This window comes from Gallaecimonas zhanjiangensis (genome assembly GCF_057624825.1).
On sequence record NZ_CM172603.1, the window covers coordinates 199,031 to 220,111 of the forward strand.

20 protein-coding genes are annotated in these 21,081 nt (G+C 61.5%); 15 read left to right on the forward strand and 5 right to left on the reverse strand.

Translation table 11 applies throughout. The features are described 5' to 3' along the window. Positions 1-75: 75 nt before the first annotated feature. From AC22G1_RS00945 to AC22G1_RS00955, 3 genes are all read left to right on the forward strand, one after another. Positions 76-477, forward strand: a complete 402-nt coding sequence (locus AC22G1_RS00945) for a hypothetical protein (RefSeq protein WP_487315141.1) — start codon at positions 76-78, stop codon at positions 475-477. Then, complete coding sequence (locus tag AC22G1_RS00950; protein WP_487315142.1) at positions 477-881, forward strand: hypothetical protein; 405 nt, start codon at positions 477-479, stop codon at positions 879-881. The genes AC22G1_RS00945 and AC22G1_RS00950 overlap by 1 nt, the downstream gene beginning before the upstream one ends. Before the next feature lie 73 nt (positions 882-954). Further along, complete coding sequence (locus AC22G1_RS00955; RefSeq protein ID WP_487315143.1) at positions 955-3,459, forward strand: M14 family zinc carboxypeptidase; 2,505 nt, start codon at positions 955-957, stop codon at positions 3,457-3,459. Between the two features lie 22 nt (positions 3,460-3,481). Here the strand turns inward: AC22G1_RS00955 and AC22G1_RS00960 are convergent, their stop codons facing one another. Beyond that, on the reverse strand, positions 3,482-3,715 hold the full coding sequence (locus AC22G1_RS00960) for a hypothetical protein (protein ID WP_487315144.1): 234 nt from the start codon (positions 3,713-3,715) through the stop codon (positions 3,482-3,484). A gap of 105 nt (positions 3,716-3,820) precedes the next feature. Next, entirely contained in the window at positions 3,821-4,504 is a 684-nt protein-coding gene (locus tag AC22G1_RS00965) for a ComF family protein (protein WP_487315145.1), read from the reverse strand. Between AC22G1_RS00965 and bioH the strand changes: the two genes are divergently transcribed. The 5 genes from bioH to AC22G1_RS00990 all read left to right on the forward strand — a co-directional run bounded on the left by bioH (position 4,505) and on the right by AC22G1_RS00990 (position 9,292). Next, the gene (gene bioH, locus AC22G1_RS00970) at positions 4,505-5,254 is read left to right on the forward strand and encodes a pimeloyl-ACP methyl ester esterase BioH (RefSeq protein ID WP_487315146.1); all 750 of its coding nucleotides are present in this window, start codon (positions 4,505-4,507) and stop codon (positions 5,252-5,254) included. It begins immediately after the preceding gene. Between the two features lie 99 nt (positions 5,255-5,353). Beyond that, the gene (locus AC22G1_RS00975; protein ID WP_487315147.1) at positions 5,354-5,560 is read left to right on the forward strand and encodes a hypothetical protein; all 207 of its coding nucleotides are present in this window, start codon (positions 5,354-5,356) and stop codon (positions 5,558-5,560) included. A gap of 178 nt (positions 5,561-5,738) precedes the next feature. After that, positions 5,739-7,427, forward strand: a complete 1,689-nt coding sequence (dauA, locus tag AC22G1_RS00980) for a C4-dicarboxylic acid transporter DauA (protein ID WP_487316677.1) — start codon at positions 5,739-5,741, stop codon at positions 7,425-7,427. Between the two features lie 72 nt (positions 7,428-7,499). Beyond that, a complete protein-coding gene (gene creD / locus AC22G1_RS00985) occupies positions 7,500-8,792 on the forward strand; it encodes a cell envelope integrity protein CreD (RefSeq protein ID WP_487315148.1) in 1,293 nt (430 codons plus the stop codon). A gap of 149 nt (positions 8,793-8,941) precedes the next feature. Then, on the forward strand, positions 8,942-9,292 hold the full coding sequence (locus AC22G1_RS00990; RefSeq protein ID WP_487315149.1) for a hypothetical protein: 351 nt from the start codon (positions 8,942-8,944) through the stop codon (positions 9,290-9,292). Between the two features lie 37 nt (positions 9,293-9,329). Here the strand turns inward: AC22G1_RS00990 and AC22G1_RS00995 are convergent, their stop codons facing one another. Beyond that, positions 9,330-11,645: a Tex family protein gene (locus AC22G1_RS00995; RefSeq protein WP_487315150.1), complete on the reverse strand. Its 2,316-nt coding sequence runs from the start codon at positions 11,643-11,645 to the stop codon at positions 9,330-9,332. Positions 11,646-11,822: 177 nt separating this feature from the next. On the opposite strand from AC22G1_RS00995, the gene greB reads away from it, so the two are divergent. The 6 genes from greB to AC22G1_RS01025 all read left to right on the forward strand — a co-directional run bounded on the left by greB (position 11,823) and on the right by AC22G1_RS01025 (position 17,621). Beyond that, positions 11,823-12,302 (forward strand): transcription elongation factor GreB, encoded by a 480-nt coding sequence (greB, locus tag AC22G1_RS01000; RefSeq protein WP_417358716.1) that lies wholly within the window; start codon positions 11,823-11,825, stop codon positions 12,300-12,302. A 112-nt stretch (positions 12,303-12,414) separates the two neighbouring features. Beyond that, a complete protein-coding gene (gene ompR / locus AC22G1_RS01005) occupies positions 12,415-13,140 on the forward strand; it encodes an osmolarity response regulator transcription factor OmpR (RefSeq protein ID WP_487315151.1) in 726 nt (241 codons plus the stop codon). Beyond that, complete coding sequence (envZ, locus tag AC22G1_RS01010) at positions 13,137-14,465, forward strand: two-component system sensor histidine kinase EnvZ (RefSeq protein ID WP_487315152.1); 1,329 nt, start codon at positions 13,137-13,139, stop codon at positions 14,463-14,465. The genes ompR and envZ overlap by 4 nt, the downstream gene beginning before the upstream one ends. 116 nt (positions 14,466-14,581) lie before the next feature. Beyond that, on the forward strand, positions 14,582-16,255 hold the full coding sequence (locus AC22G1_RS01015) for a carbon starvation CstA family protein (RefSeq protein WP_487315153.1): 1,674 nt from the start codon (positions 14,582-14,584) through the stop codon (positions 16,253-16,255). A gap of 74 nt (positions 16,256-16,329) precedes the next feature. Then, positions 16,330-16,608 carry a cory-CC-star protein gene (locus AC22G1_RS01020; protein ID WP_211355755.1) on the forward strand — a complete coding sequence of 93 codons (279 nt, stop codon included), beginning with the start codon at positions 16,330-16,332 and terminating at the stop codon, positions 16,606-16,608. Further along, on the forward strand, positions 16,608-17,621 hold the full coding sequence (locus AC22G1_RS01025) for an ArsA family ATPase (protein ID WP_487315154.1): 1,014 nt from the start codon (positions 16,608-16,610) through the stop codon (positions 17,619-17,621). Before AC22G1_RS01020 ends, AC22G1_RS01025 begins: the two co-directional genes overlap by 1 nt. A gap of 28 nt (positions 17,622-17,649) precedes the next feature. Here AC22G1_RS01025 and AC22G1_RS01030 read toward each other — a convergent pair whose 3' ends face one another. Further along, positions 17,650-18,288 (reverse strand): NAD(P)-dependent oxidoreductase, encoded by a 639-nt coding sequence (locus AC22G1_RS01030; protein WP_487315155.1) that lies wholly within the window; start codon positions 18,286-18,288, stop codon positions 17,650-17,652. Between the two features lie 110 nt (positions 18,289-18,398). Between AC22G1_RS01030 and AC22G1_RS01035 the strand changes: the two genes are divergently transcribed. Next, positions 18,399-19,283 (forward strand): LysR family transcriptional regulator, encoded by an 885-nt coding sequence (locus AC22G1_RS01035; RefSeq protein ID WP_487315156.1) that lies wholly within the window; start codon positions 18,399-18,401, stop codon positions 19,281-19,283. Between the two features lie 41 nt (positions 19,284-19,324). Here the strand turns inward: AC22G1_RS01035 and AC22G1_RS01040 are convergent, their stop codons facing one another. Next, entirely contained in the window at positions 19,325-21,070 is a 1,746-nt protein-coding gene (locus AC22G1_RS01040; RefSeq protein ID WP_487315157.1) for a phytase, read from the reverse strand. Positions 21,071-21,081 lie beyond the last annotated feature (11 nt).

Sequence of the window (21,081 nt, forward strand, 5' to 3'; positions counted from 1 at the left end):
ATAACGCGCTTGGTAGCCAAAGCACAAAGCAGTAAATTGGTCGCCCTAATCGCCTTAACCAAAAAGCCGTTGCCCATGAGCCCCCAATTGCCCGACCCCCTCAATGCCCTGGCCCAGGAAGGCTGGACCCTGCTGGGTAGCGCAAGGCTGAGCCAAAGCGAAGCCCTCGGCCTTTGGCAGCAGCGCTTTGCCGCCCTGGCCGAGCGAGACCAGGAGCGCGTTGCAAACTGGCTGCAAAAATCGGTGGCGGCCGGCAACCGTGAAAAATACCCCGCCTGGCTGCGCCGGTTTGTGGCGCTGGCGGCGCTGATGATCGCCGGCGCCCTGTTGCTGCTGGACCCAAAGGCCCAGAGTACAGTGTTCTTCTGGGTGTTCTTGCCGCCGCTGCTGTTGCTGTTGGGGGCAGTGGTGGCTCACCGCACCCGCCTTAAGTTGCGCCAGCGCAACCTGGCGCTGCTGCTGGCAGGTAAGGGCTGATGCGTCAAAAAGCCTTGCCCCTTGGCCTTCGCAGCCTGGCGCGCCGCGCTTTGGGACTGATGGCCGCCCGGCGCCTCGATGAGGCCGCCAAAGCAGATTGGCAGCAAAGCTATCACCGCCTCGATACCCACCAGCAACAACAGCTGGCTCTGTGGCTACAGATTGAGGTGGCCCAGCGGCCCCTGGCGGTGGGTAACAGCCTGTGGCTGGCGCTGTTGGTGGCTATGGTGCTGAGCGGCATGGCCATTGGCTACCTGCGACACCAGGGGCTGACCCTGGCCGCCGAGCTGGCTACCCTTCCGGCTGTGGTGCTGGCGGCGCTGCTGGCCTATCTACCTTGGCGCCAAAAAAAGCGCCGCCTTGCCCACTTGGCCGCGCTGCTGGCCGTTCAGCCGCCGCTTTGAAAAGGTAATCAACCTGTTATGCCGCTGTTGCTTTAGGTAGCCTAACCCCAGGTTTCCTTGATAGCGGCACGCCATGAAACGCCTTATTCCCCTGCTACTTACCCCGCTTTTGGCCTGGGCCCAGTCCAGTAGCGAGTATTTTCCCGGCGAAAGCTTCAACCCGGCGCTGCCAAGCCCGGAGGCGGTGCTGGGCTTTGGCATTGGTGAGCGCCACCTGCGTTTTGACGAGCAGCAGCGCTACCTGGCGGCGCTGGCGGGGCAATCTGACCGCATCAAAACCATCAACATTGGCCAGACCCTCGAGGGGCGGCAACAGGTGCTGCTGGCCATCTCCAGCCCTAAAAACCTGGCGCGGCTGGAGGCTATTCGCAGCCAACACCTTCAGGTACTGGAGGGTAAAACCCAGGATGATTTGCCCAGCATTGTCTGGCTGGGCTACTCGGTGCACGGCGACGAGCCCTCCGGCGCCAATGCCGCGCCGCTGGTGGCTTACTGGCTGGCGGCCAGCGATACCCAAGAGATGGGCGCCATCCTCGACAACACCGTGGTGCTGATGGACCCGGCCCTCAACCCCGACGGCCTGGACCGTTACGCCAATTACGCCAACAACATGCAAGGCCAGCATAATTCCGATTCCCTGAGCCACCGCACCCGCTGGCAAGACTTCCCTGCTGGGCGCCTGTCGCACTATGGTTTTGACCTCAACCGTGACTGGCTACTACTGACCCACCCGGCCTCCCAAAACCGTATCCGTTTTTGGCAGCAATGGCTGCCGGCGGTGTTTGGGGATTTTCACGAAATGGGCCCTGACAGCACCTTTTTCATGCAGCCCGGGGTGGCCAGCCGGGTCAATCCCCTGACCCCGGCGCAAAACCAGGCCCTGACTCGCCAATTGGCCCAGTCGGTGGCCAAGGGCATGGACCAGCAGCAGCGGCTCTATTTTACCGGCGAGTCTTATGACGATTTCTACTGGGGTAAGGCCTCCAGTTACGGCGACGCCCTGGGGGCCATCGGCATCCTCTACGAGCAGGCCCGCGCCCGTGGCATGCAGGTAGCCACGCCGTTTGGGGAGATGAGCTTTACCTTCACCATCGAAAACCAGCTCACCGCCAGCAAGGCGCTGCTGGCCGGGGTGCTGGCCAACAAGGCGGCGCTGGCAAGCTACCAGGGCACCTTTTTCAAAAACGCCCTGGCCCTGGCCGATCAGGACAAAACCAAAGGCTATGTGCTGAAAAACCCGGGAGATGAGGCGCGGCTGTACGATCTGGCGGCGCTGCTGAGCCAGCATGGCATCAAGGTCAGTGAGCTTGGTGAAGACATCAGCCTTGGTGGCGAGCAGCTGCACAAGGGCCGCGACCTTTTTATCGACGCGCGCCAGCCCCAATACCGCTTGCTCAAATCGGTGTTTAGCCGCCAAACCGAGTTCGAAGACAACACCTTCTACGACGTCTCCGCCTGGAACCTGGGCCTGGCCTACAACATCGAGGTGGTGCCGGTGGGCAGCTGGTCCTACAGCAAGGCGCTTAATGGTAAACCCTGGCAGCCGGCCAAAGCCGCGCTGGCGCCGGTAACGGCTCACTACGCCTGGGCCTTTGACTGGGCCGACAGCCGGGCTCCGGCGCTGCTGGCTGATGTGCTGCGGGCCGGTATCAAGGTGTTTGCGCTGCCAGGAGAGGCCGACAACGGCCAGGTGCACCTCAAAGCGGGTGATATGCTGATCCCGGCTGGCGCCCAGCAACCGGCGGAGTTGGTGGCGACCCTGGGCAAACTCAGCCGCCGCCATGGGCTTGCCATCCAAGGCATGGACAGCGGCTTTTCTCAAAGCGGTGTCAGCCTTGGCAGCCGCGGCCTGCAACGGGTCACCTTGCCCAAAGTGGGGCTGCTGGTGGGGCGGGATATCAACGCCCAGCGCGCCGGTGGCGTCTGGCAGAGCCTTGATACCAAGGCCGGGCTGGCGGTAACGCTGCTTGACGACAGCGTGCTGCCCTGGCTGGATCTTCGCGAATTCACCCACCTTATCGTGCCGGCGGCGGCCCCTATTGCCCTCAACCCCCTGCAAAGCCAGCGCCTAGCCCAGTGGGTGCAGCAGGGCGGCCGCCTGATCCTGATGACCGACGCTGTGGCCTGGGGCGTGCACAGCGGCCTGCTCAATGCCGAACTGGTGGACGACAAAGCCCGCCTGGCAAGCTTTGCTACCGACGGCCAGGGTTATGGTGACAAGGGCAGCCACCGGGCCCAAACCCTCATTGCCGGCACCCAGGTGTTGGCGGATCTGGACCCGAGCCACCCCCTCAATTACGGCTTGGGCAGCGACACCCTGGCGCTGATGCGAGACCACGAAGTGATGCTGGCCAAGGTGGCCGGCGAGTTCACGGTGCCGGCCCGCTATGACGCCAAACCGCTGCTGGCAGGCTTTATGGCGCCGCAAAACAGCAAGGCCCTGGCTGGCACCGCCGCCGCTGTGGCCCAGCATTTTGGCCAGGGCACGGTGGTGGCGTTTTTGGACGACGTGAGTTTTCGCGGCGTGCAGCGCGGCTCGGAGCGCTGGCTCAGCAACGCCCTTTATTTCAACTTTTGATAGCTGGCGGGGCCGCTTGGCCCTAGCCCATAAACCACAGAGGGCGAATGCCCATGGTCTGGGGCATGGTCATCAACAGCAGCAGGCTGGTGAGGCTGATACACAATGACACCAGCAGCCGGTCGATACGGCGGCCGGCTTTGCCGTCGTTACGGAACAGCACCAGCCCCAGCAACTGGCTCAGCAGGTGCAGGCTGACAAGGCCGCAAAGGGCAAAGAGAGCGGTCAGAATGATGGTGAACAGGTCGAGGTTCACGGCGGCAACAGGGTAATTAAGCAGAGCTGCATTTGTATCGAATTACTGGGCTGCTGTCATCGGGGGGCAGATTGTTTGCTTTTTTTTCAAACAGTTGTCAATTCCTCATGCCCTGGCCAGGCACCACACCTGCACCCGTTCACAGCCTGCGGCCTTGAGTAGCTGCGCCAGGGCCGACACCGTGGTGCCGGTGGTCATCACATCATCCACCAAGGCCAGATGTTGGGGGACTTTTCCTGTGAGGCTAAAGGCGCCTTTGAGGTTTTGCCGGCGCGCCCTTTTGCCAAGACCCTGCTGATGAGCGGTGGCGCGATTGCTTTGCACCAACCCGGTCGCCACCGGCACCCCTAACGCCTTACCCAGGTAATTTGCCAGCAGCGCCGACTGATTAAAGCCCCGCCACAGCCGCCGCGACCAGTGCATGGGCACCGGCACCAGGCAGTCGGGCAGGTCCACCATCCTAAGGCTGGCCAGCAGCGGCTGGCATAGCGGGGCGTCGAGCCACCATTGGCGCTGATATTTAAAGCGATGAATTAAATGCGAAAAGGGCGGGCCGTAAGGCACTCCGGTATGTACCTCATCAAAGGGTGGTGGCTGGCGGGCGCACTGGCGGCAAAGGGCAGGCCCCGGCTCGGCGCAGCGCCGGCAGCGAGACTGCGGCCGGTGCAAGTCTGCTAGGCAGCATCTACAAAGCGGCAGCGGGCTTGGCTCCAGGCATAGCCAACAGAGCCCCTCGGGCTTGGCCTGGGCGCCCAGCCGGGCTAGGATGCGCGCAAAAGCGGAGGTCATATGTCAGCACCCACCTTGGTGATGCTGCACGGTTGGGGTGTCAACGGTGCAGTGTTTTCTTCCCTGTTGCCCCATCTAGAGGGCCTGGACATAAGGGTGGTCGATCTACCCGGATTTGGCGATGCCGCCAATGAGCCGGCACACCGTGAAATAGACGGCCTGGCCAGGGCCCTGGCCGACAAAGTGCCCGAAGACGCGGTGTGGCTGGGTTGGTCTTTGGGGGGGCTGGCTGCCACCCAGGCCGCCATCAAGGGGTATGGCCGGCCCCGGGGGCTTATCACCCTTGCCTCCAGCCCTTCCTTTGTGGCCGAGGAGCATTGGCCTGGCATTAAGCCTTTGGTGCTCAAGCAGTTTGCCGGCGCCCTTGCAGGGGACCTGCAGCAGGTGATTGACCGCTTCCTGGCCATTCAGGCCATGGGGACGCCCAGTGCCAAAGCCGATATCAGGCTGCTGCGCGAAAAGGTAGCCGAGCGGCCTCTGCCAAGCCTTGAGGCCCTGGCCGGGGGCCTGGCCATTCTCGATAACACCGACCTTCGCGGCGAGCTGGCGGCGCTGCGCCTGCCGTTTTTGCGCCTCTATGGCCGCCTCGACGCCCTGGTGCCCGTCAAGCAGGCCGAACTGGTAGACGCCCTGGCGCCAAGTAGCCGCCACCAGGTGTTTGAGCACAGCTCCCACGCGCCTTTTATTTCCCACCCAGAAGAGACGGCAGCAGCGGTGCGCGCCTTTATCGGCCAGTTCGAGGGCCAGTAAGGTCGACCCTCATGGAACCTTTAGCGCGGGCCATTGCCGAAAGTTTGGCCAGTGCTGTGCAAATGGCGTACACTGCGTGAACCGATAAGGAGGTGCTTCATGAATACCATCATGAACCATGGCGTTAACCTGCAATACACTGCCGAGACCCGGGCCAGCGACGCGGCCTATACCCTGGCGCGGGGCAATGTTGACGCCGAGCCTCTGGTTGAACTGCAAGTGGCCAAGACCGAGTCTGCGGCCGCTACCAAGGTCATCAAGACCGCCGATGAAATGCTCGGCACCATTATCGACACCACGGCCTGAGCACTTGCCCGCGCCGCCAAAGCCACCAAGAGGTGGCTTTTTTGTGCCTGAAAATTATTCCTTAATAAATAAGGGGATATTGTAGGACCAGTCCCCGGCTTTATAATGGCGCCTTGGGTTTCACCCTTTTGGTCTGGAGGACCTTGTGCCCCACCGCGCGCATCTTTTTTCCCTTAAGTTGGCCTTTGCCCTTAGAGAAGCCCTAGCCGAAGGCTATGGCCCCGCCCGCCTGCTTAAAGACGTTTTGGCCGGCCTGACCGTCGGCATTATCGCCATTCCGCTGTCTATGGCCTTGGCCATCGCCAGTGGTGTGCCGCCGCAATATGGCCTGTATACCGCCATCATTGCCGGTACCCTTATTGCGCTCACCGGTGGCTCGCGGTTCTCCATCTCCGGCCCGACCGCCGCCTTTGTGGTGATCCTCTATCCCATTGCCCAGCAGTTTGGCCTGGGCGGCTTGTTACTGGCCTCCACCATGGCCGGGGTCATGCTGCTGCTGATGGCGCTACTGCGCCTGGGGCGGCTGATTGAATACATTCCCGAGGCGGTTACCCTGGGCTTTACCGGGGGCATAGCGGTGGTGATTGCCACCTTGCAGCTCAAGGACTTTCTCGGCCTCACCCTTACCCAGATGCCGGAAGATTACCTGCACAAGGTGCTGGCCCTGATTGAGGCGCTGCCCACGGCCCATTGGCCGTCGCTGCTGGTGGCGGGGCTGACCCTGGCCATGCTGCTGATTTGGCCCAAACTCAAAACCCCGGTGCCGCCGCACCTGCCAGCGGTGTTGCTGGGCACGGTGGTGGCTTATGCCCTAAACCTGATGGGGCTGGATGTGGCTACCATCGGCTCGCGGTTCAGCTATGTGCTGGCCGACGGCAGCCAGGGGGCCGGTATTCCGCCGCTGCTGCCGCATTTTTCCCTGCCCTGGCTGCAAGCCGGCCCTGATGGCCAGCCCCTTGAGCTGAGCTGGGGGCTGTTCAAGGCGCTACTGCCAGCGGCCTTTGCCATCGCCATGCTGGGGGCTATCGAGTCGCTGCTGTGCGCCGTGGTACTGGACGGCATGACAGGCCGGCGCCACAGCGCCAACAGCGAGCTGTTGGGCCAGGGCATAGGCAATATCATCACCCCGTTTTTTGGCGGCATTACCGCCACCGCCGCTATCGCCCGCTCGACCGCTAACTTCCGGGCCGGGGCCAGCTCGCCCCTGGCAGCGGTTATCCATGCCTTGGTGGTACTGCTGGGCCTGGTGCTGCTGGGCCCATGGCTTGCTTACCTGCCGATGCCGGCCATGGCCGCCTTGCTGATGCTGGTGGCCTGGAACATGAGCGAGGCGCCCAAGTCGCTGAAAATGCTCAAATCCGCTCCCAAGGGCGATATCTGGGTGCTGGTCACCTGCTTTAGCCTGACGGTGCTGTTTGACATGGTGGTGGCCATCACTGCCGGTATCTTGCTGGCCTGTGTGCTGTTTATGAAAGATATCGCCGCCATGACCCGTATCAGCGACATCTCTGACAACCGCCGCCAGGTGCCCAATCCGCTGCCCCCCGGCTGGCATGTCTTTAAAATAAGCGGCCCGCTGTTTTTTGCCGCCGCTGACCGGATCTTTGGGGAATTGGCCGCCATGAGCCGCGATGCCAAGGGTATGGTGCTTTACATGGACGGGGTGCCCCTGCTGGATGCCGGCGGCCTGGCAGCCCTCAACAAGCTGGTGGAGCGCTGCCAAAAAGAGCAGACCCAGCTATTGATCGCCGACCTGCAGTTCCAGCCCCTTAAAACCCTGGCCCGGGCCAAGGTGGCACCGGTTGAAGGGGTCAGCCGTTTTTACCCAACCCTGCAAGGGGCGTTGGAATCCTTGCCAGGGCAGTAATAACGGCAACTTGTTCAGCAGCTTATGGGGAAAGAGGGTATATAAAACCCTCTTTATTCAAGGATGAACCCCATGAGCACTAACCCTCCTTCGGTGACAACCAAGGCCTTTATGATCGGCATAATGGCCATCCTGCTGCTGATCCCAGTACTGCTAGTACAGATGGTGATAGGAGACCGCACCAATCGCCGGGACGCGGTAGTCAATGATATTGCCTCTACCTGGGGCCGCGCCCAACAGCTTGCCGGGCCGGTGTTGATGATCCCCGGGCAGCGGCAAGTCAGGCAGTCCGATGGCAGCCTGCGCAGCCAGTCTTATGTCTCTTACTTTCTGCCAAAGACCCTGGATATCAATGCCGGGGTTGAGCCACAGGTGAGAAGCCGCAGCCTCTACCAAACGGTCGTCTACAGCACCCAATTAACCTTGAGTGGGCGCTTCGATCTGGACGAGTTGGCTCGGCACCTGGCCGACGATCCTGGGCTGATGCCGCAAAAAGCGGAGCTGTTGGTGGGGATCAGCGATATGAAAGGGGTGCAAAGCAGCCTGGCCCTGACCTTAGACGGCAAGCCCCAGACACTGGAGCCGGGTATGCGCTCAGACTTCTTTGGTTCGGGTGTGGCAGCCGGCGTTAACCTTAACCGCAGCGGCACCTTGCCCTTCTCGGTTACCGTGTCGCTGCGCGGTTCGGCGCGGCTGAGCTTTGTGCCGGTAGGTGAAACCACCAAGGTGCACGTTGCTTCAAGCTGGCCCAGCCCAAGCTTTGATGGCGCCTTCCTGCCCAGCGAGCGCCAAGTGAGTGGCAAAGGCTTTTCGGCCGATTGGCAGGTGCTGCACTTTAACCGCGACTACCCACAGTTCTTCGAACAAGGCCTCTATCACAGCGAGGGCAGTGAATTTGGGGTCAGCTTCCTGGTCACTGCCGACAGCTACCAACAGGCCATGCGTATCAGCAAATACGCCATTTTGGTCATTGCGCTTACTTTCATGACCTTTTTCTTCGTTGAAGCTTTGCTCAAAAGCCGCGTGCATCCGCTTCAGTACCTGCTGATAGGCCTTGCCCTTGGCATTTTCTATATTCTGCTGCTGGCCTTTAGCGAGCACACCGGCTTTGGTGCCGCCTATCTGGTGGCGAGTGTGGCGACCATCGGGCTCATTGGCAGTTACAGCCTGGCCGTGCTGAAAAGCCGGAAATTGGCGCTACTGGTCATGGGGATACTGACCCTGCTTTACGGGTATATCTATGTCATCTTGCAGCTCGAAGACTTGGCACTGCTGATGGGGGCTATTGGTTTGTTTGCGGTATTGGCCCTGGTGATGTATCTCACCCGTAATCTGGATTGGTACGGGCTGGACGGCAAAGCCTGATGCCGCTTCGGGCCGCGTTTGGCCGGAAAGCAACAGGGAAAAACCCCAGGGATTGACGACAGGTTGTTTTTTGCACTCCTGTTTTTTCCAATGAATAGGCGTTCGCAGTTTAACGCCTTCATATTCAAGGAAATTCAAGGAGAGAAAGAATGAAAAAGCGTTACCTCGCCGCCGCCTTGTTGGCCCTGGGTTCCAGCAGCGTTTTTGCCACCGGCATGAGCTGCTATATCGATACCCGCGCTTATGACGAGTTCACCCCCAACCACTGCCTGAATATCGTTTGGGGCGCCACAACCGCCACGGCGGTATTTCGGGTAGATAACCTGCCGGCCAATTACTACATCGACTGGGATACCCCGGCCTGCGCCGCCAACGCCACCACCTGTACCGCCGTGATCCGCGCCTTTGTTCCTTTTAAGGCCACCGCAACCTTGATTGACCTCGACGCCGGCACCACCACAGAAGTCTCCGCTACCGCCACCTTTGAAGACGGCCGCTGAGCGCAATAAAAACCGGGGCTTGGCCCCGGTTTTTTGATTAGCGCTTTAGCGCGGCTTTAAGGGCGTCGGCCATGGCCGAGTTGCCGCTGCTGCCACCGAGGCTTTGGGCCTGGGGCTTGCCGGCGCTGCGGTTATTGCCAGTGCGCTCGGGGCGAGGGCCGCTGCTGCGGGCGCCGCCGGCCTGCTGGCCGGGCTCGTCACTAAGGCGCATGGAAAGGGCGATGCGCTTGCGCGGTATGTCCACTTCCATCACTTTGACCTTCACCACCAGGCCCGCTTTCACCACTTCCCTTGGGTCGTTGATGCGGCGTTCGCTCATGGCGCTGATGTGCACCAGGCCGTCCTGGTGCACCCCGATATCCACAAAGGCGCCGAAGTTGGTGACGTTGGTCACCACCCCTTCAAGGACCATGCCGGGCTTGAGGTCGTTAAGGGTTTCCACCCCTTCGGCAAAGCTGGCGGTGGTGAACTCGGGGCGCGGGTCGCGGCCGGGTTTGTCCAGCTCTTTCAAGATATCGGTGACGGTGGGCAGGCCGAACTGCTCGTCCACAAAGTCGCCGGGCTTGAGCTTGCGCAGTACATCGGAGTTACCAATGAGCGCCGCTTCCATCTTGCCGGTGTTGGCTTTGATTTTCTCCACCACCGGGTAGGCTTCGGGGTGCACGCCTGAGGCGTCCAGGGGGTTGTCGCCGTTCATGATGCGCAGGAAGCCGGCGCATTGCTCGAAGGCTTTGGGCCCCAGGCGCGGCACTTTCAACAGCTGCTTGCGGCTCTTAAAAGCGCCGTTTTCGTTGCGCCAGGCCACCAGGTTGCCGGCCAGGGTGCTGTTAAGGCCCGATACCCGCGCCAAGAGCGGCACCGAGGCGGTATTGAGATCCACTCCCACGCCGTTTACGCAGTCTTCCACCACAGCGTCCAGGGCCTTGGCCAACTGGCTTTGGTTGACATCGTGCTGGTACTGGCCGACACCGATGGATTTGGGGTCGATTTTCACCAGTTCGGCCAGCGGGTCTTGCAGGCGGCGGGCGATGGAAACGGCGCCGCGCAGGGACACGTCCATGTCCGGGAATTCGTTGGCGGCCAGTTCCGAGGCGGAATAGACAGAAGCGCCGGCTTCGCTCACCACCACCTTGGTGACTTTCAGATCCGGGGCCTTTTTAAACATCTCGGCCACCATGCGGTCGGTCTCGCGGCTGGCGGTGCCGTTGCCGATGGCAATCAAGTCCACCTTGAACTTGCGGCACAGCTGCTCCAGGGCGTCGATGGACTGGGCGTATTGGCGCTTGGGTTCAAAGGGGTAGATGGTGGCGGTGCCCAGCACCTTGCCGGTGTCGTCCACCAGCGCCACCTTGCAGCCGGTGCGGATGCCCGGGTCCAGGCCCATTACCACTTTCGGGCCGGCGGGGGCGGCCATCAGCAAGTCTTTGAGGTTGTCGCCGAATACCTTGATGGCTTCCGCCTCGGCGGCGTCACGCACCCGGCCCATCAGCTCGGTTTCCATGTACATCAAAATCTTGATGCGCCAGGTCCAGCTCACCACCTGCTTAAGCCAGGTGTCGCGGGGGCTGTCACCCAAGTTAAGGCCGAGATGTTTAGCGATGATCAGCTCGCAGTAAGAGGTTTTCACGCTCTCTTCCTGGCCCGGGTCGGCGTTGATGGCCAGCGCCAAAATGCCTTCGTTGCGGCCGCGCAGCATGGCCAGTGCCCGGTGCGAGGGCACCTTGGCCAGGGGCTCTGAGTGGCTGAAGTAGTCACTGAACTTGGCGCCCTCAATCTCTTTGCCGTCCATCACTTTGGCGGTGAGCTGGGCGTTGCTCCACAGGTAGCTGCGGATCTTCTCCAAAAGCGCCGCGTCTTCGGCAAAGCGCTCCATCAGGATGTAGCGGGCCCCTTCCAGGGCGGCTTTTACGTCGGCAACGTCACCGGTGACAAACTGCTCGGCAAGTTGCTGCGGGTCGCAGCTGGCGTTCTTAAGCAGCTCATCGGCCAGGGGCTCAAGGCCCTGCTCTATGGCGATTTGGCCCTTGGTGCGGCGCTTGGGTTTGTAAGGCAGGTACAACTCTTCCAGCACCGTTTTGGTGTCGGCGCCCAGCAGCTCTCTTTTGAGCTGGTCGGTGAGTTTGCCCTGCTCGTCGATGCTTTTGATGATGGCCTGGCGGCGGTCTTCCAGCTCGCGCAGGTAACCCAGGCGAGACTCGAGGTTACGCAGCTGGGTGTCGTCCAGGCCGCCGGTTACCTCTTTACGGTAACGGGCAATAAAGGGGACGGTGGAACCTTCGTCCAGCAGGGCCACGGCGGCGCTGACCTGGGTTTCACGAACGCCGAGTTCCTCGGCAATTTTTCTGTTGATCATCCTTACCACTTGTCTTTCGTGCGGACGGCGAGAGCGTCATTGTGCCACGCAGGGCGGTGATGACGAATGGCCTTTTTACCATGAGCACCGGCCCGTTCAGCAAATGCTTGCCAGCCGCCTTGCCAATGGCGAGCTGAGGCGATACAAAGCGCTCAAGACATTCTGTTGCCGGCCACTATGAGAACCGACCTTATCACCCGCGAGGGCTTTAACGCCCTGAAAGAAGAACTGGATTTCTTATGGCGCACCGAGCGTCCCGAGGTCACCCAAAAGGTGGCCTGGGCGGCCAGCCTGGGGGACAGGTCTGAGAACGCCGACTACCAATACAACAAAAAGCGGCTTAGGGAGATTGACCGGCGGGTGCGCTTTTTACGAAAGCGCCTGGAAGTGCTGCGGGTGGTGGATTATTCCCCCCAGCAAGACGGCAAGGTGTTCTTTGGTGCCTGGGTGGAGGTAGAGAACGAAGCAGGGGATCTGCTGCGCTTTCGTATTGTCGGCCCTGACGAGATTTATGGCCGCAAGGATTACATCTCCATCGACGCCCCCATGGCCCGGGCGCTGTTGAAAAAGGAAGTGGACGACGAAGTGATGGTCAGCACCCCCCACGGCCCCAAGCCTTTTATCGTGGTTAGCATTCACTACCCGCAAGGGGAGTAACGACATCCGGCAACGGCCGGCCATGACACGACTTGTAACAAAGGCCAGTGGTGGTTGCTGGCGGAACTTTTTATAGTAAAAGCCGACGGTTAAGCCCTGGGTGAGAACAACGATGGCACAGGAAAGCACCAAGATCCTGGTAGTGGACGACGACATGCGCCTGCGCGCGCTTTTGGAACGGTATCTGATGGAGCAGGAGTTCCAGGTGCGGGCTGTGGCCAACAGCGAGCAGATGGACCGCCTGCTCGAGCGGGAGAATTTCCACCTGATGGTGCTGGACTTGATGCTGCCCGGGGAAGATGGTCTGGCCATCTGCAAGCGGCTGCGCTCCCGTGGTGAAAACATTCCCATCATCATGCTCACCGCCAAAGGCGACGAGGTGGACCGTATCATCGGCCTGGAACTGGGGGCCGACGATTACCTGGCCAAGCCCTTTAACCCCCGCGAATTGCTGGCCCGTATCCGCGCCGTGCTGCGCCGGCGCACCATGGAAGCGCCGGGGGCGCCGTCCACCGAGGAGCAGGAAATCACCTTCGGCGAGTTTCGCCTCAACCTCGGTACCCGCGAGATGTTCCGGGGCGATGAGCACATGCCCCTTACCTCCGGCGAATTTGCGGTGCTCAAGGCCCTGGTCAGCCATCCCCGAGAGCCCCTTTCCCGCGACAAGTTGATGAACCTGGCCCGTGGCCGCGATTACTCGGCCCTTGAGCGCAGCATCGACGTGCAAGTCTCGCGCCTGCGCCGCATGATTGAGCCGGACCCTTCTCACCCCCGTTATATCCAGACCGTCTGGGGCCTGGGTTACGTGTTTGTGCCCGACGGCCGCGCCCGGCCATGAAGCTGCTGCCCCGGTCCGCCTTCGGCCAGACGGTGATGCTGCTGGCGGGCCTGCTGCTGATCAACCAGCTGGTAAGCTACACCATAGTGGTGATGTACGTCATCAAACCCAGCTACGACCAAATCAACGATCTGCTGGCCAAGCAGGTCAAGGTGGTGTTCCTCGACGAGCCCATCAATGGCCGCAAGCGGCTGGAGCTGCCCGATGAAATGCGCGAGCGTTTTTTTGAGGCCACCGGTATAGAGCTTTACAGCGAGCAATCGGCCCGCAAGGCCGGGCTCGACCAGGCCACCTATTACAGCTACCTCTCCGAAGAGCTGGGCCGCGAGCTGGGCGGCCCCACCGAAGTGCGTATCAACCAGGGCAAGCAGTTTGATATCTGGGTACGCCCGCCCATGGCCCCCAAGTATTGGCTGAAGGTGCCGCTAAGCGGCTTTGAGGGCTTTCAGTTCTCGCCGCTGCCGCTTTATTTGGCGCTGATTGGGGTGCTTTCGGTGTTGGGGGGCTGGCTCTTTGCCCGGCGCCTTAACCGGCCGCTGAAAAAACTGGAAGTGGCCGCTCACCAGGTGGGCCGCGGCGAGCGCCCGGCAACGCTTTCTGACGATGTCGGCTCCAGCGAAGTGGCGGCGGTAACCCGGGCCTTTAACCAGATGGCCAAAGGGGTGGCGCAATTGGAAGAAGACCGCGCCTTGCTGATGGCCGGTATCTCCCATGACCTTCGCACCCCCCTGACCCGCATTCGCCTGGCCACCGAGATGATGCAAAGCTCCGAGGGTTACCTCAAAGACGGCATCATCGACGACATCGAAGACATGAACGCCATCATCGACCAGTTCATCGCCTACGTGCGCCAGGACCGGGAAGACAGCCCCGAGCCGTCGGATGTTGAAGCCTTGCTGGAAGACGCGGTCAGCGCCTTTGCCGAGCGGCCGCTGCGCACTGTGCTGGCGGTAGAGCCCATCCCCGAGCTGTGGTTAAGGCCGCTATCCATCAAGCGGCTTGTCTACAACCTTTTGGAAAACGCCGAGCGCTACGGCCGGGGCGAAGCCAGGGTCGAGGCCAGGTTGTCTCTTAACAGCAAGGAACTGGTGCTCAAAGTGGGGGACAACGGCCCCGGTATTCCCGAGGCCGAGCGCGAGCGGCTGTTCATGCCCTTTGAGCGGGGCGACAAAGCCCGCAGCACCCACGGCTCAGGCCTGGGCCTTGCCATCATCAAGAAGATTGTCGATTCCTACCATGGCCGCATTCTGCTGGGCCAATCCACCCAAGGGGGGCTGCTGGTGGAGATACGCCTGCCACTATCTTCCCTAAGCCCGGTGGAATAAGGCCTGGCGAGGTGTATTAGCGAAAAGTCGTATTGTGCCCGGGTCGTTTTTGCAGCAAAGGTGTAACGCTTACACAACTATTATTCAAAAGTTGCAGAAAACGATAAGGACAGCACATGAGCGCCATCGTATTGCTGGTATTGGGGTTGGGAGGCATGGCCCTGGGCTATTTCTTCTACTCCCGTTTTATTGCCAACCACATCTACAAACTCGACGAAAACTTCAAGACCCCGGCCCACGAGATGGAAGACGGTGTCGATTTCGTTCCTACCAACAAGTTCGTGCTTTGGGGCCACCACTTCACCTCGGTGGCCGGGGCCGCGCCCATAGTGGGCCCGGCCATCGCCGTGATTTGGGGCTGGTTGCCAGCCTTTTTGTGGGTCACCTTCGGCACCATCTTCTTTGCCGGTGTCCATGACTTCGGCGCCATTTGGGCCAGTATCCGCAACCGCGCCAAATCGGTGGGTTCGCTCACCGGTGAAGTGGTGGGCAAGCGGGCCCGCTCGGTGTTTATGATTGTCATCTTCCTGGTGCTGCTGATGGTCAACGCCGTGTTCGGGGTGGTGATCGCCAAGCTGCTGATTAACAACCCCGGCGCCGTAGTGCCGGTGTGGGGCGCGGTGGCGGTGGCGCTGGTGATTGGCCAGCTGATTTACCGCTTCAAGTTCAACCTGGCTTGGGTGTCGCTGATTGGCATCGTCGTGCTCTATTGGCTGATCTACATCGGGCCGTCGGTGCCTATCACCCTGCCTGACAGCACTTTTGGCCTTTCTGCATCAGCCAGCTGGATCTTGCTGCTGTTCCTGTACGCCGCCATCGCTTCCTTGTTGCCGGTGTGGATGCTGCTTCAGCCCCGTGACTACATCAACGGCCTGCAGCTGTTCGTGGGGCTTATCCTGCTCTACGCTGCTGTGATTATCGCCAACCCCAGCGTGGTGGCGCCGATGATCAACATGGACGTGCCGGCCAATACGCCGTCGATGGTGCCACTACTCTTTGTGACCATCGCCTGTGGGGCCATCTCCGGCTTCCACGGCCTGGTGGCATCTGGCACCACCTCCAAGCAGCTCAACAAGGAAACTGACGCCCGCTTCGTGGGCTACTTCGGTGCCGTGGGTGAAGGCGCCCTGGCCCTGGCCGCCATCATTGCCGCCACCGCCGGTTTTGCCTCCCTGGCCGACTGGCAGGCGGTATACAGCGCCTTCGGTAAAGGCGGCGTACTGGCCTTCGTTAACGGCGGCGCCACCATCCTCCACGCCGGTACCGGTATCGACGCAGCGGTAGCCTCCACCATGCTGACGGTAATGGCCGCGCTTTTTGCCGGCACCACCATGGATACCGGCCTGCGCCTGCAGCGCTACATCTTCCAGGAGTGGGGCGAGATTTATAACATCAAGTGGATGGGCAAAGCCCTGCCGGCCACCTTGCTGGCGGTAGCGTCCTGCCTGGTGCTGGCCTTTGGTGCCGGTGGCGCCGACGGCTCCGGTGGCCTGCTGATTTGGCCGCTGTTCGGTACCACCAACCAGTTGCTGGCGGGCCTGACCCTGCTGGTGATCACCGTGATGCTGGTGCGTCGCAAGGCGCCCACCATCTACACCCTGGCACCCCTGGTGTTCTTGTTGGTGATGACCCTGGCAGCGCTGCTGCTGCAACTCAAAGGGTTCTACGACCAGCAGAAATGGTTCCTGCTGGGCCTGGATATCGTGGTGCTGGTTGCCGCCATCCTGGTTACCCTGGAGTGCGCCGCCGCCCTCAAAGACGAAAAACGCAAGGCCGCCGAGGCTGAATAAGCCTGCTGGCTTTGGCTGCAAAAAAACCGGCGCCCTGTGGCGCCGGTGTATTTTGTAAGAGGAGTGCAGCCCAAGTGAAAGAAACCCTGTCCAAACTCAAATTCTGGTATCAAAAGGCCGGTGAACTGGGGGCCCAGTACTACAACGCCCCTTACCGCGCCGCCATTGCTCGGGCCAAGCGTGAGGAAGACGATCTGTTCATGCTGTTGGTGTTCTCCGAGATGATGGGGGTGCCCAACCCGGCCTCCTGGTACTGCCTTGAACTCCAACCCCTGCTGCTGGAACGCTTTCACGACTGGCACCAGCGCATGGGCATGGAACATTCCCCCCTTGATAACTTCCGGTGTTGCTGATGTCGCTGGATCTCAATCAACTCATTCATGAAAAACGGCTGCTGCTGGTGGGTGGCAAAGGCGGCGTGGGCAAAACCACAGTGTCGTCCTCGCTGGCGGTAGCGGCGGCCGAGGCTGGCCGCAAGGTGCTGCTGGTGTCTACCGACCCGGCCCACAGCCTGTCTGACGCCTTTGATAAAACCATAGGCGGCAAGGAGAAAATGCTGGCCCCGAACCTGACGGTATTGGAGCTGGACCCTGACGCCGAAGTGGACGCCTACCTCGAGCGGGTGCTGGGGCAGATGCGCCGCTATGTGGGCCCGGACCAGGTGGCGGAGCTGAGCCGCCAGCTGCGCCTGACCCGCCAGTCCCCCGGTGCCCAGGAGGCGGCGCTTTTGGAGCGTATGGCCAAGCTGATGGAAGAGGGCTTGCAAGAGTACGATCTGTTGGTGTTCGACACCGCTCCCACCGGCCATACCCTGCGGCTGCTTTCCCTGCCGGAGGTGATGGCGGCCTGGACCGACGGCCTGTTAAAGCACAACAAGCGCTCGGAAAAGCTGGGCGAAGTGTTGTCGCACCTCACCCCCGGCCGTAGCGTCAATAATCCCATGGGCGATCCCAAGGAAAACGCCCTGGAAGGGCTGGACGACAAAGGCAAGCAGCTGGCCGAAACCCTGCTTAAACGCCAGCGGCTGTTTCACCGCACCCGCCACCTGCTGGCCGATGCGGCCCGCACCGCCTTTTTGTTTGTGCTGACTCCGGAAAAGCTGCCCATCCTGGAAACCGAACGGGCGGTGGCGGCCTTGCTGGAATCGAAGATCCCGGTGGCCGGCGCGGTGGTCAACCGGGTGCTGCCGGCCGCCGCCGACAGCGCCTTTTGGGCGGCGCGCCGCGAGCGCCAGCAGCGCCATTTGGAGGATATTGAGGCGCGGCTTGGCAAAGTTGCCAGGGTCACGGTGCCGCTCTGGGAGGATGACATCCAGGGCCTTGACAGCCTCAGCGCCTTTAGCAAAGCGCTACTGGACGCCAAATAAAAAAACGCCGCTTTCGCGGCGTTTTTTATCAGTAGGCCAAGGTGAAGCGCTGGTTGATAAAGTCTGCGCTTTCCAGCTCGTCAATCATGGCTTTGGCGTAATCCTCGACCGAAATCTGGCTGTTACCCTCGCCATCCACCAGCAGCTGGTCGGTGCCGAGGCGATAGTGACCGGTGCGCTGGCCAGGGGCGATGACGGCGGCCGGTGACAGCATGGTCCAGGTAACCTCGGATTGGCCGCGCAGCTTGTTCAGGGCGTAGCGGGCGCCTTCGGCAGTGGCCTTGTATTCGGCCGGGAAGGCAGGGGTATCAATCAGCAGTTGGCCCGGTGCCACTTCCAGGGAGCCGGCACCCCCCACCACCAGCAGGCGCTTGACGCCAGCGCTGTTGGCGGCGGCCAGGATGCTGTCAAAACCCTTGGCGTAATAGCCTTGGATGTCTTGTTGGGCGTGGCCGGAGAAGGCGCTCAGCACCGCATCAAAACCGGCAAGCTGCGCCGCCAGGGCCTGGGTGTCCTGCACGTCGGCTTTAACCACGGTCAGGCCTGACTTGGCAGCCAGGCGCTCGGGGCGGCTGACCAGGGCGGTAACGCTGTGGCCGCGGCTCAGGGCCTCTTCACGCAGGGCAGAACCGATAAAACCGCTGGCACCGATCAGGGCAATTTTCATGGGGTATTCCTCGTTGTCTGACGTTGATGGCGCCATTGTGAGTCGGGTTATTGATTTGAAAAACGCCGCAATCAATAATTCATTGTTATTAAATTCATAACGGTATTGCCGTGGCCAGCGAACTCGATCTCAACAACCTGCCGCTTTTTATCGCCACGGTGGAAGCCGGGTCTTTTACCGCTGCCGCCGAGCGCCTGGGGTGCACCAAAACCAAGATCAGCCTGAGTATCCGCGCTTTGGAGCAGCGGCTGGGGGTCGCGCTTTTTACCCGGACCACCCGGCAGATCACCCTTACCGACGCTGGCCAGCAGCTTTATCTTGGCAGCAAGCCGCTGCTGGCAAGGCTGGGGGAAACGGTGCAGGAAGTGGGCAGCAGCGCCCAGGCGTTAAGCGGCACCTTGCGGATCACCGCGCCGGTGGACCATATGAGTCATCAGTTGGCTGGGGTTGCCGCCGCCTTTGGTGAGCGCCACCCGGGGCTGACCATCGAGCTTCGCAGCGGCGACAAGGTGGCAGATATGGTGCGGGAAGGCATTGATGTGGCCATCCGCATGGGCTGGCTCAAAGACTCAAGCCTGCGGGCCCAGAAGCTCGGCACCTTCGAGCAGCTGCTGGTGGGCTCCAAGGGTTACTTGGCGGCGCACGGTAACATTGAGCACCCCAGTGAGCTTGGCCAGCACCGCTGGCTCGAATTCACCCCGTTACCCAGCGCCCTGACCTGGACCTTCACCCGCCCGGGGGAAACCCATCAGGTGCAGCTGCACAGCCGCCTCAAGGTGGACAACACCGCCGCCCTTATCAGCCTTATCAAAGCCGGCGCCGGGATCTCGGTGATTGGCCATTTCGGCCAGCAGCTGGACCCAGAGCTGGTGCCGCTGCTGCCCGGCTGGCGGCTACCGAGCGGCGGCATTTACGCCGTCTTCCCCCCTGGCGCCTTTATCCCCGCCCGGGTCCGCGCCTTTGTGGATTTCTACCGGGACTGGCTTGGAAAATAAAAAGGCAGGCGCGAGGCCTGCCAAAAGGGGTAAGACGATGCTTATTGTTGGAGTAATTTCAGCACCGCATCGAAGGGCACCAGTTTGAAGTTCTGGCCTTGCTCTGGCAGGCGTTTTCGCCCGTCCTGCACTGCCAACAGGCCTTGGGGGTAAGCCTTGCCAAGGGCGAGGCTGGTGATGTCGATGCCGTCGGTTTCGCTGGTGCCGTCGATGCCCGCCTCGCTGTTAAGGCCGATGCGAAAGCGGCCCAGCAGCTGGTAGGGGGGCAGGGCGCTGTACGCCACGTAGCTGTCGTTACCCTGGCTGGAGGCCACCAAGATGGGCCGCTCGCCTTGCCAAAGGGCGAGGCCTTCTACGTCGGCGTGGAGCATGGGGCCGACCTTGGCGATAAGGGTGCCAGCGGGCGCCTGGGTGTCGTCGGCGTTAAAGGCCCAGATGCCCACGTCTTCTTCTCCCAGGAAAAAGCGGCCGCGCTTGTCGTCAGCCACGCAGCCCTCGGGCTGGGTGTTAACGCGAAAATCCCTTACCAGGGTGCCTTTAATGGCGCCATGGTTGTCGTCCAGGCGGTATTGCAGCACCCGGCCGTTCTTGTCGTTCACAAACACCTGCATCTCCCCTTGGGGCTGGTACATGCAAAGGCCGTAGATGTCTTTAAGAGGAGTGGGCACTTCCCCCAGCAGGCTGACGTCGCCGCTGTCCGGTGCGATGGCAAAGACGCTGATGGCGTTATGGTCGCGGTGGCTGGCGGTGGCAATATCCACGGTCTTGCCACCAAGGCGAAAACCCTGGCGCACATCCACGTTGTTAACCCGGCCCACGGCCAGCCGCTGCAGGCGTTGGCCATTGAGGTCATACACCTCCAGGGCGCCGCGTTTGTCGGTGCCCAGTACCCGGCTTTGCTCGGGGTGCTGGTGGTTAACCCAAATGGCCGGGTCGTCCATGGCGTCGCCGATGCGATCGGCCGGCAGGGTTTGGGCGATGGCCTGCACCTGGGCAATAACCGGCGCCTGATAGTGGCTGACTGCCAGTTTGGGCAGCGCCTGCACCGTGCCCCCGAGGTTAACGCTATTGCCGTTGACGGCCAGCAGCTCGGCGCCGGGTTTCCTCAATGCCAGGCGTTGGGTGCCTTGCTCGGGGGCCTTGGGGCGGGTGGCGTTGGGGTAAAGGTCGAGGCTTTGGGTGCCCAGGCGCACCAGCAGGCCGTCGGGCCTCACCGCCAGGGCTTTGGTTTCGCCAACGAGGGTGCCAAAGGGGGCGGCGGCGTCCAGCAACTGGCGTTTGGGCTCGGCTTCGAGCTCGGCGCTGTAGCGCCACAGGGCCTGGTCGTCTTCGCTGATAAAGAGCGATTCCGAGGCGCTGTCGGTGGCGCAGGCCGTGGATTTATAAGGGATGTTCAGGGTGCGCAGTCGCTTGGGCGCCTTGAGCCAGTGGCCGGTTTTAACCAGCCACTCCTCGCCGCTGCCCCTGTCGTCGAGGATAAAAAGATGCAGGCTGCCGTCCCTTGGGCTTTGGTAGCTGCATACCGCTTCTACCACCCGGTCGGTAACCGGCGCCGAGAATACTTCTTTGGCCCCCTGCCACAGGCGCAGCTGTTGGTCGGCTTTATCTACCGCCATCAACAAGGCGCCGTCTTGGCTGAGGTTGACCGGGTCCACCGCGCCTTTGACCAGGGTCTTGCCTTGCCAGCTAAGGCCTTGCTGGCTGATGTCCAGCTCGCTGCCCTGGTAGGGCAGCTGGCTTGCCAGGGCGCCTTGGGCCAATAGGGTCAGGGTTAGTAATGCTTTCATGGCCATTCCTT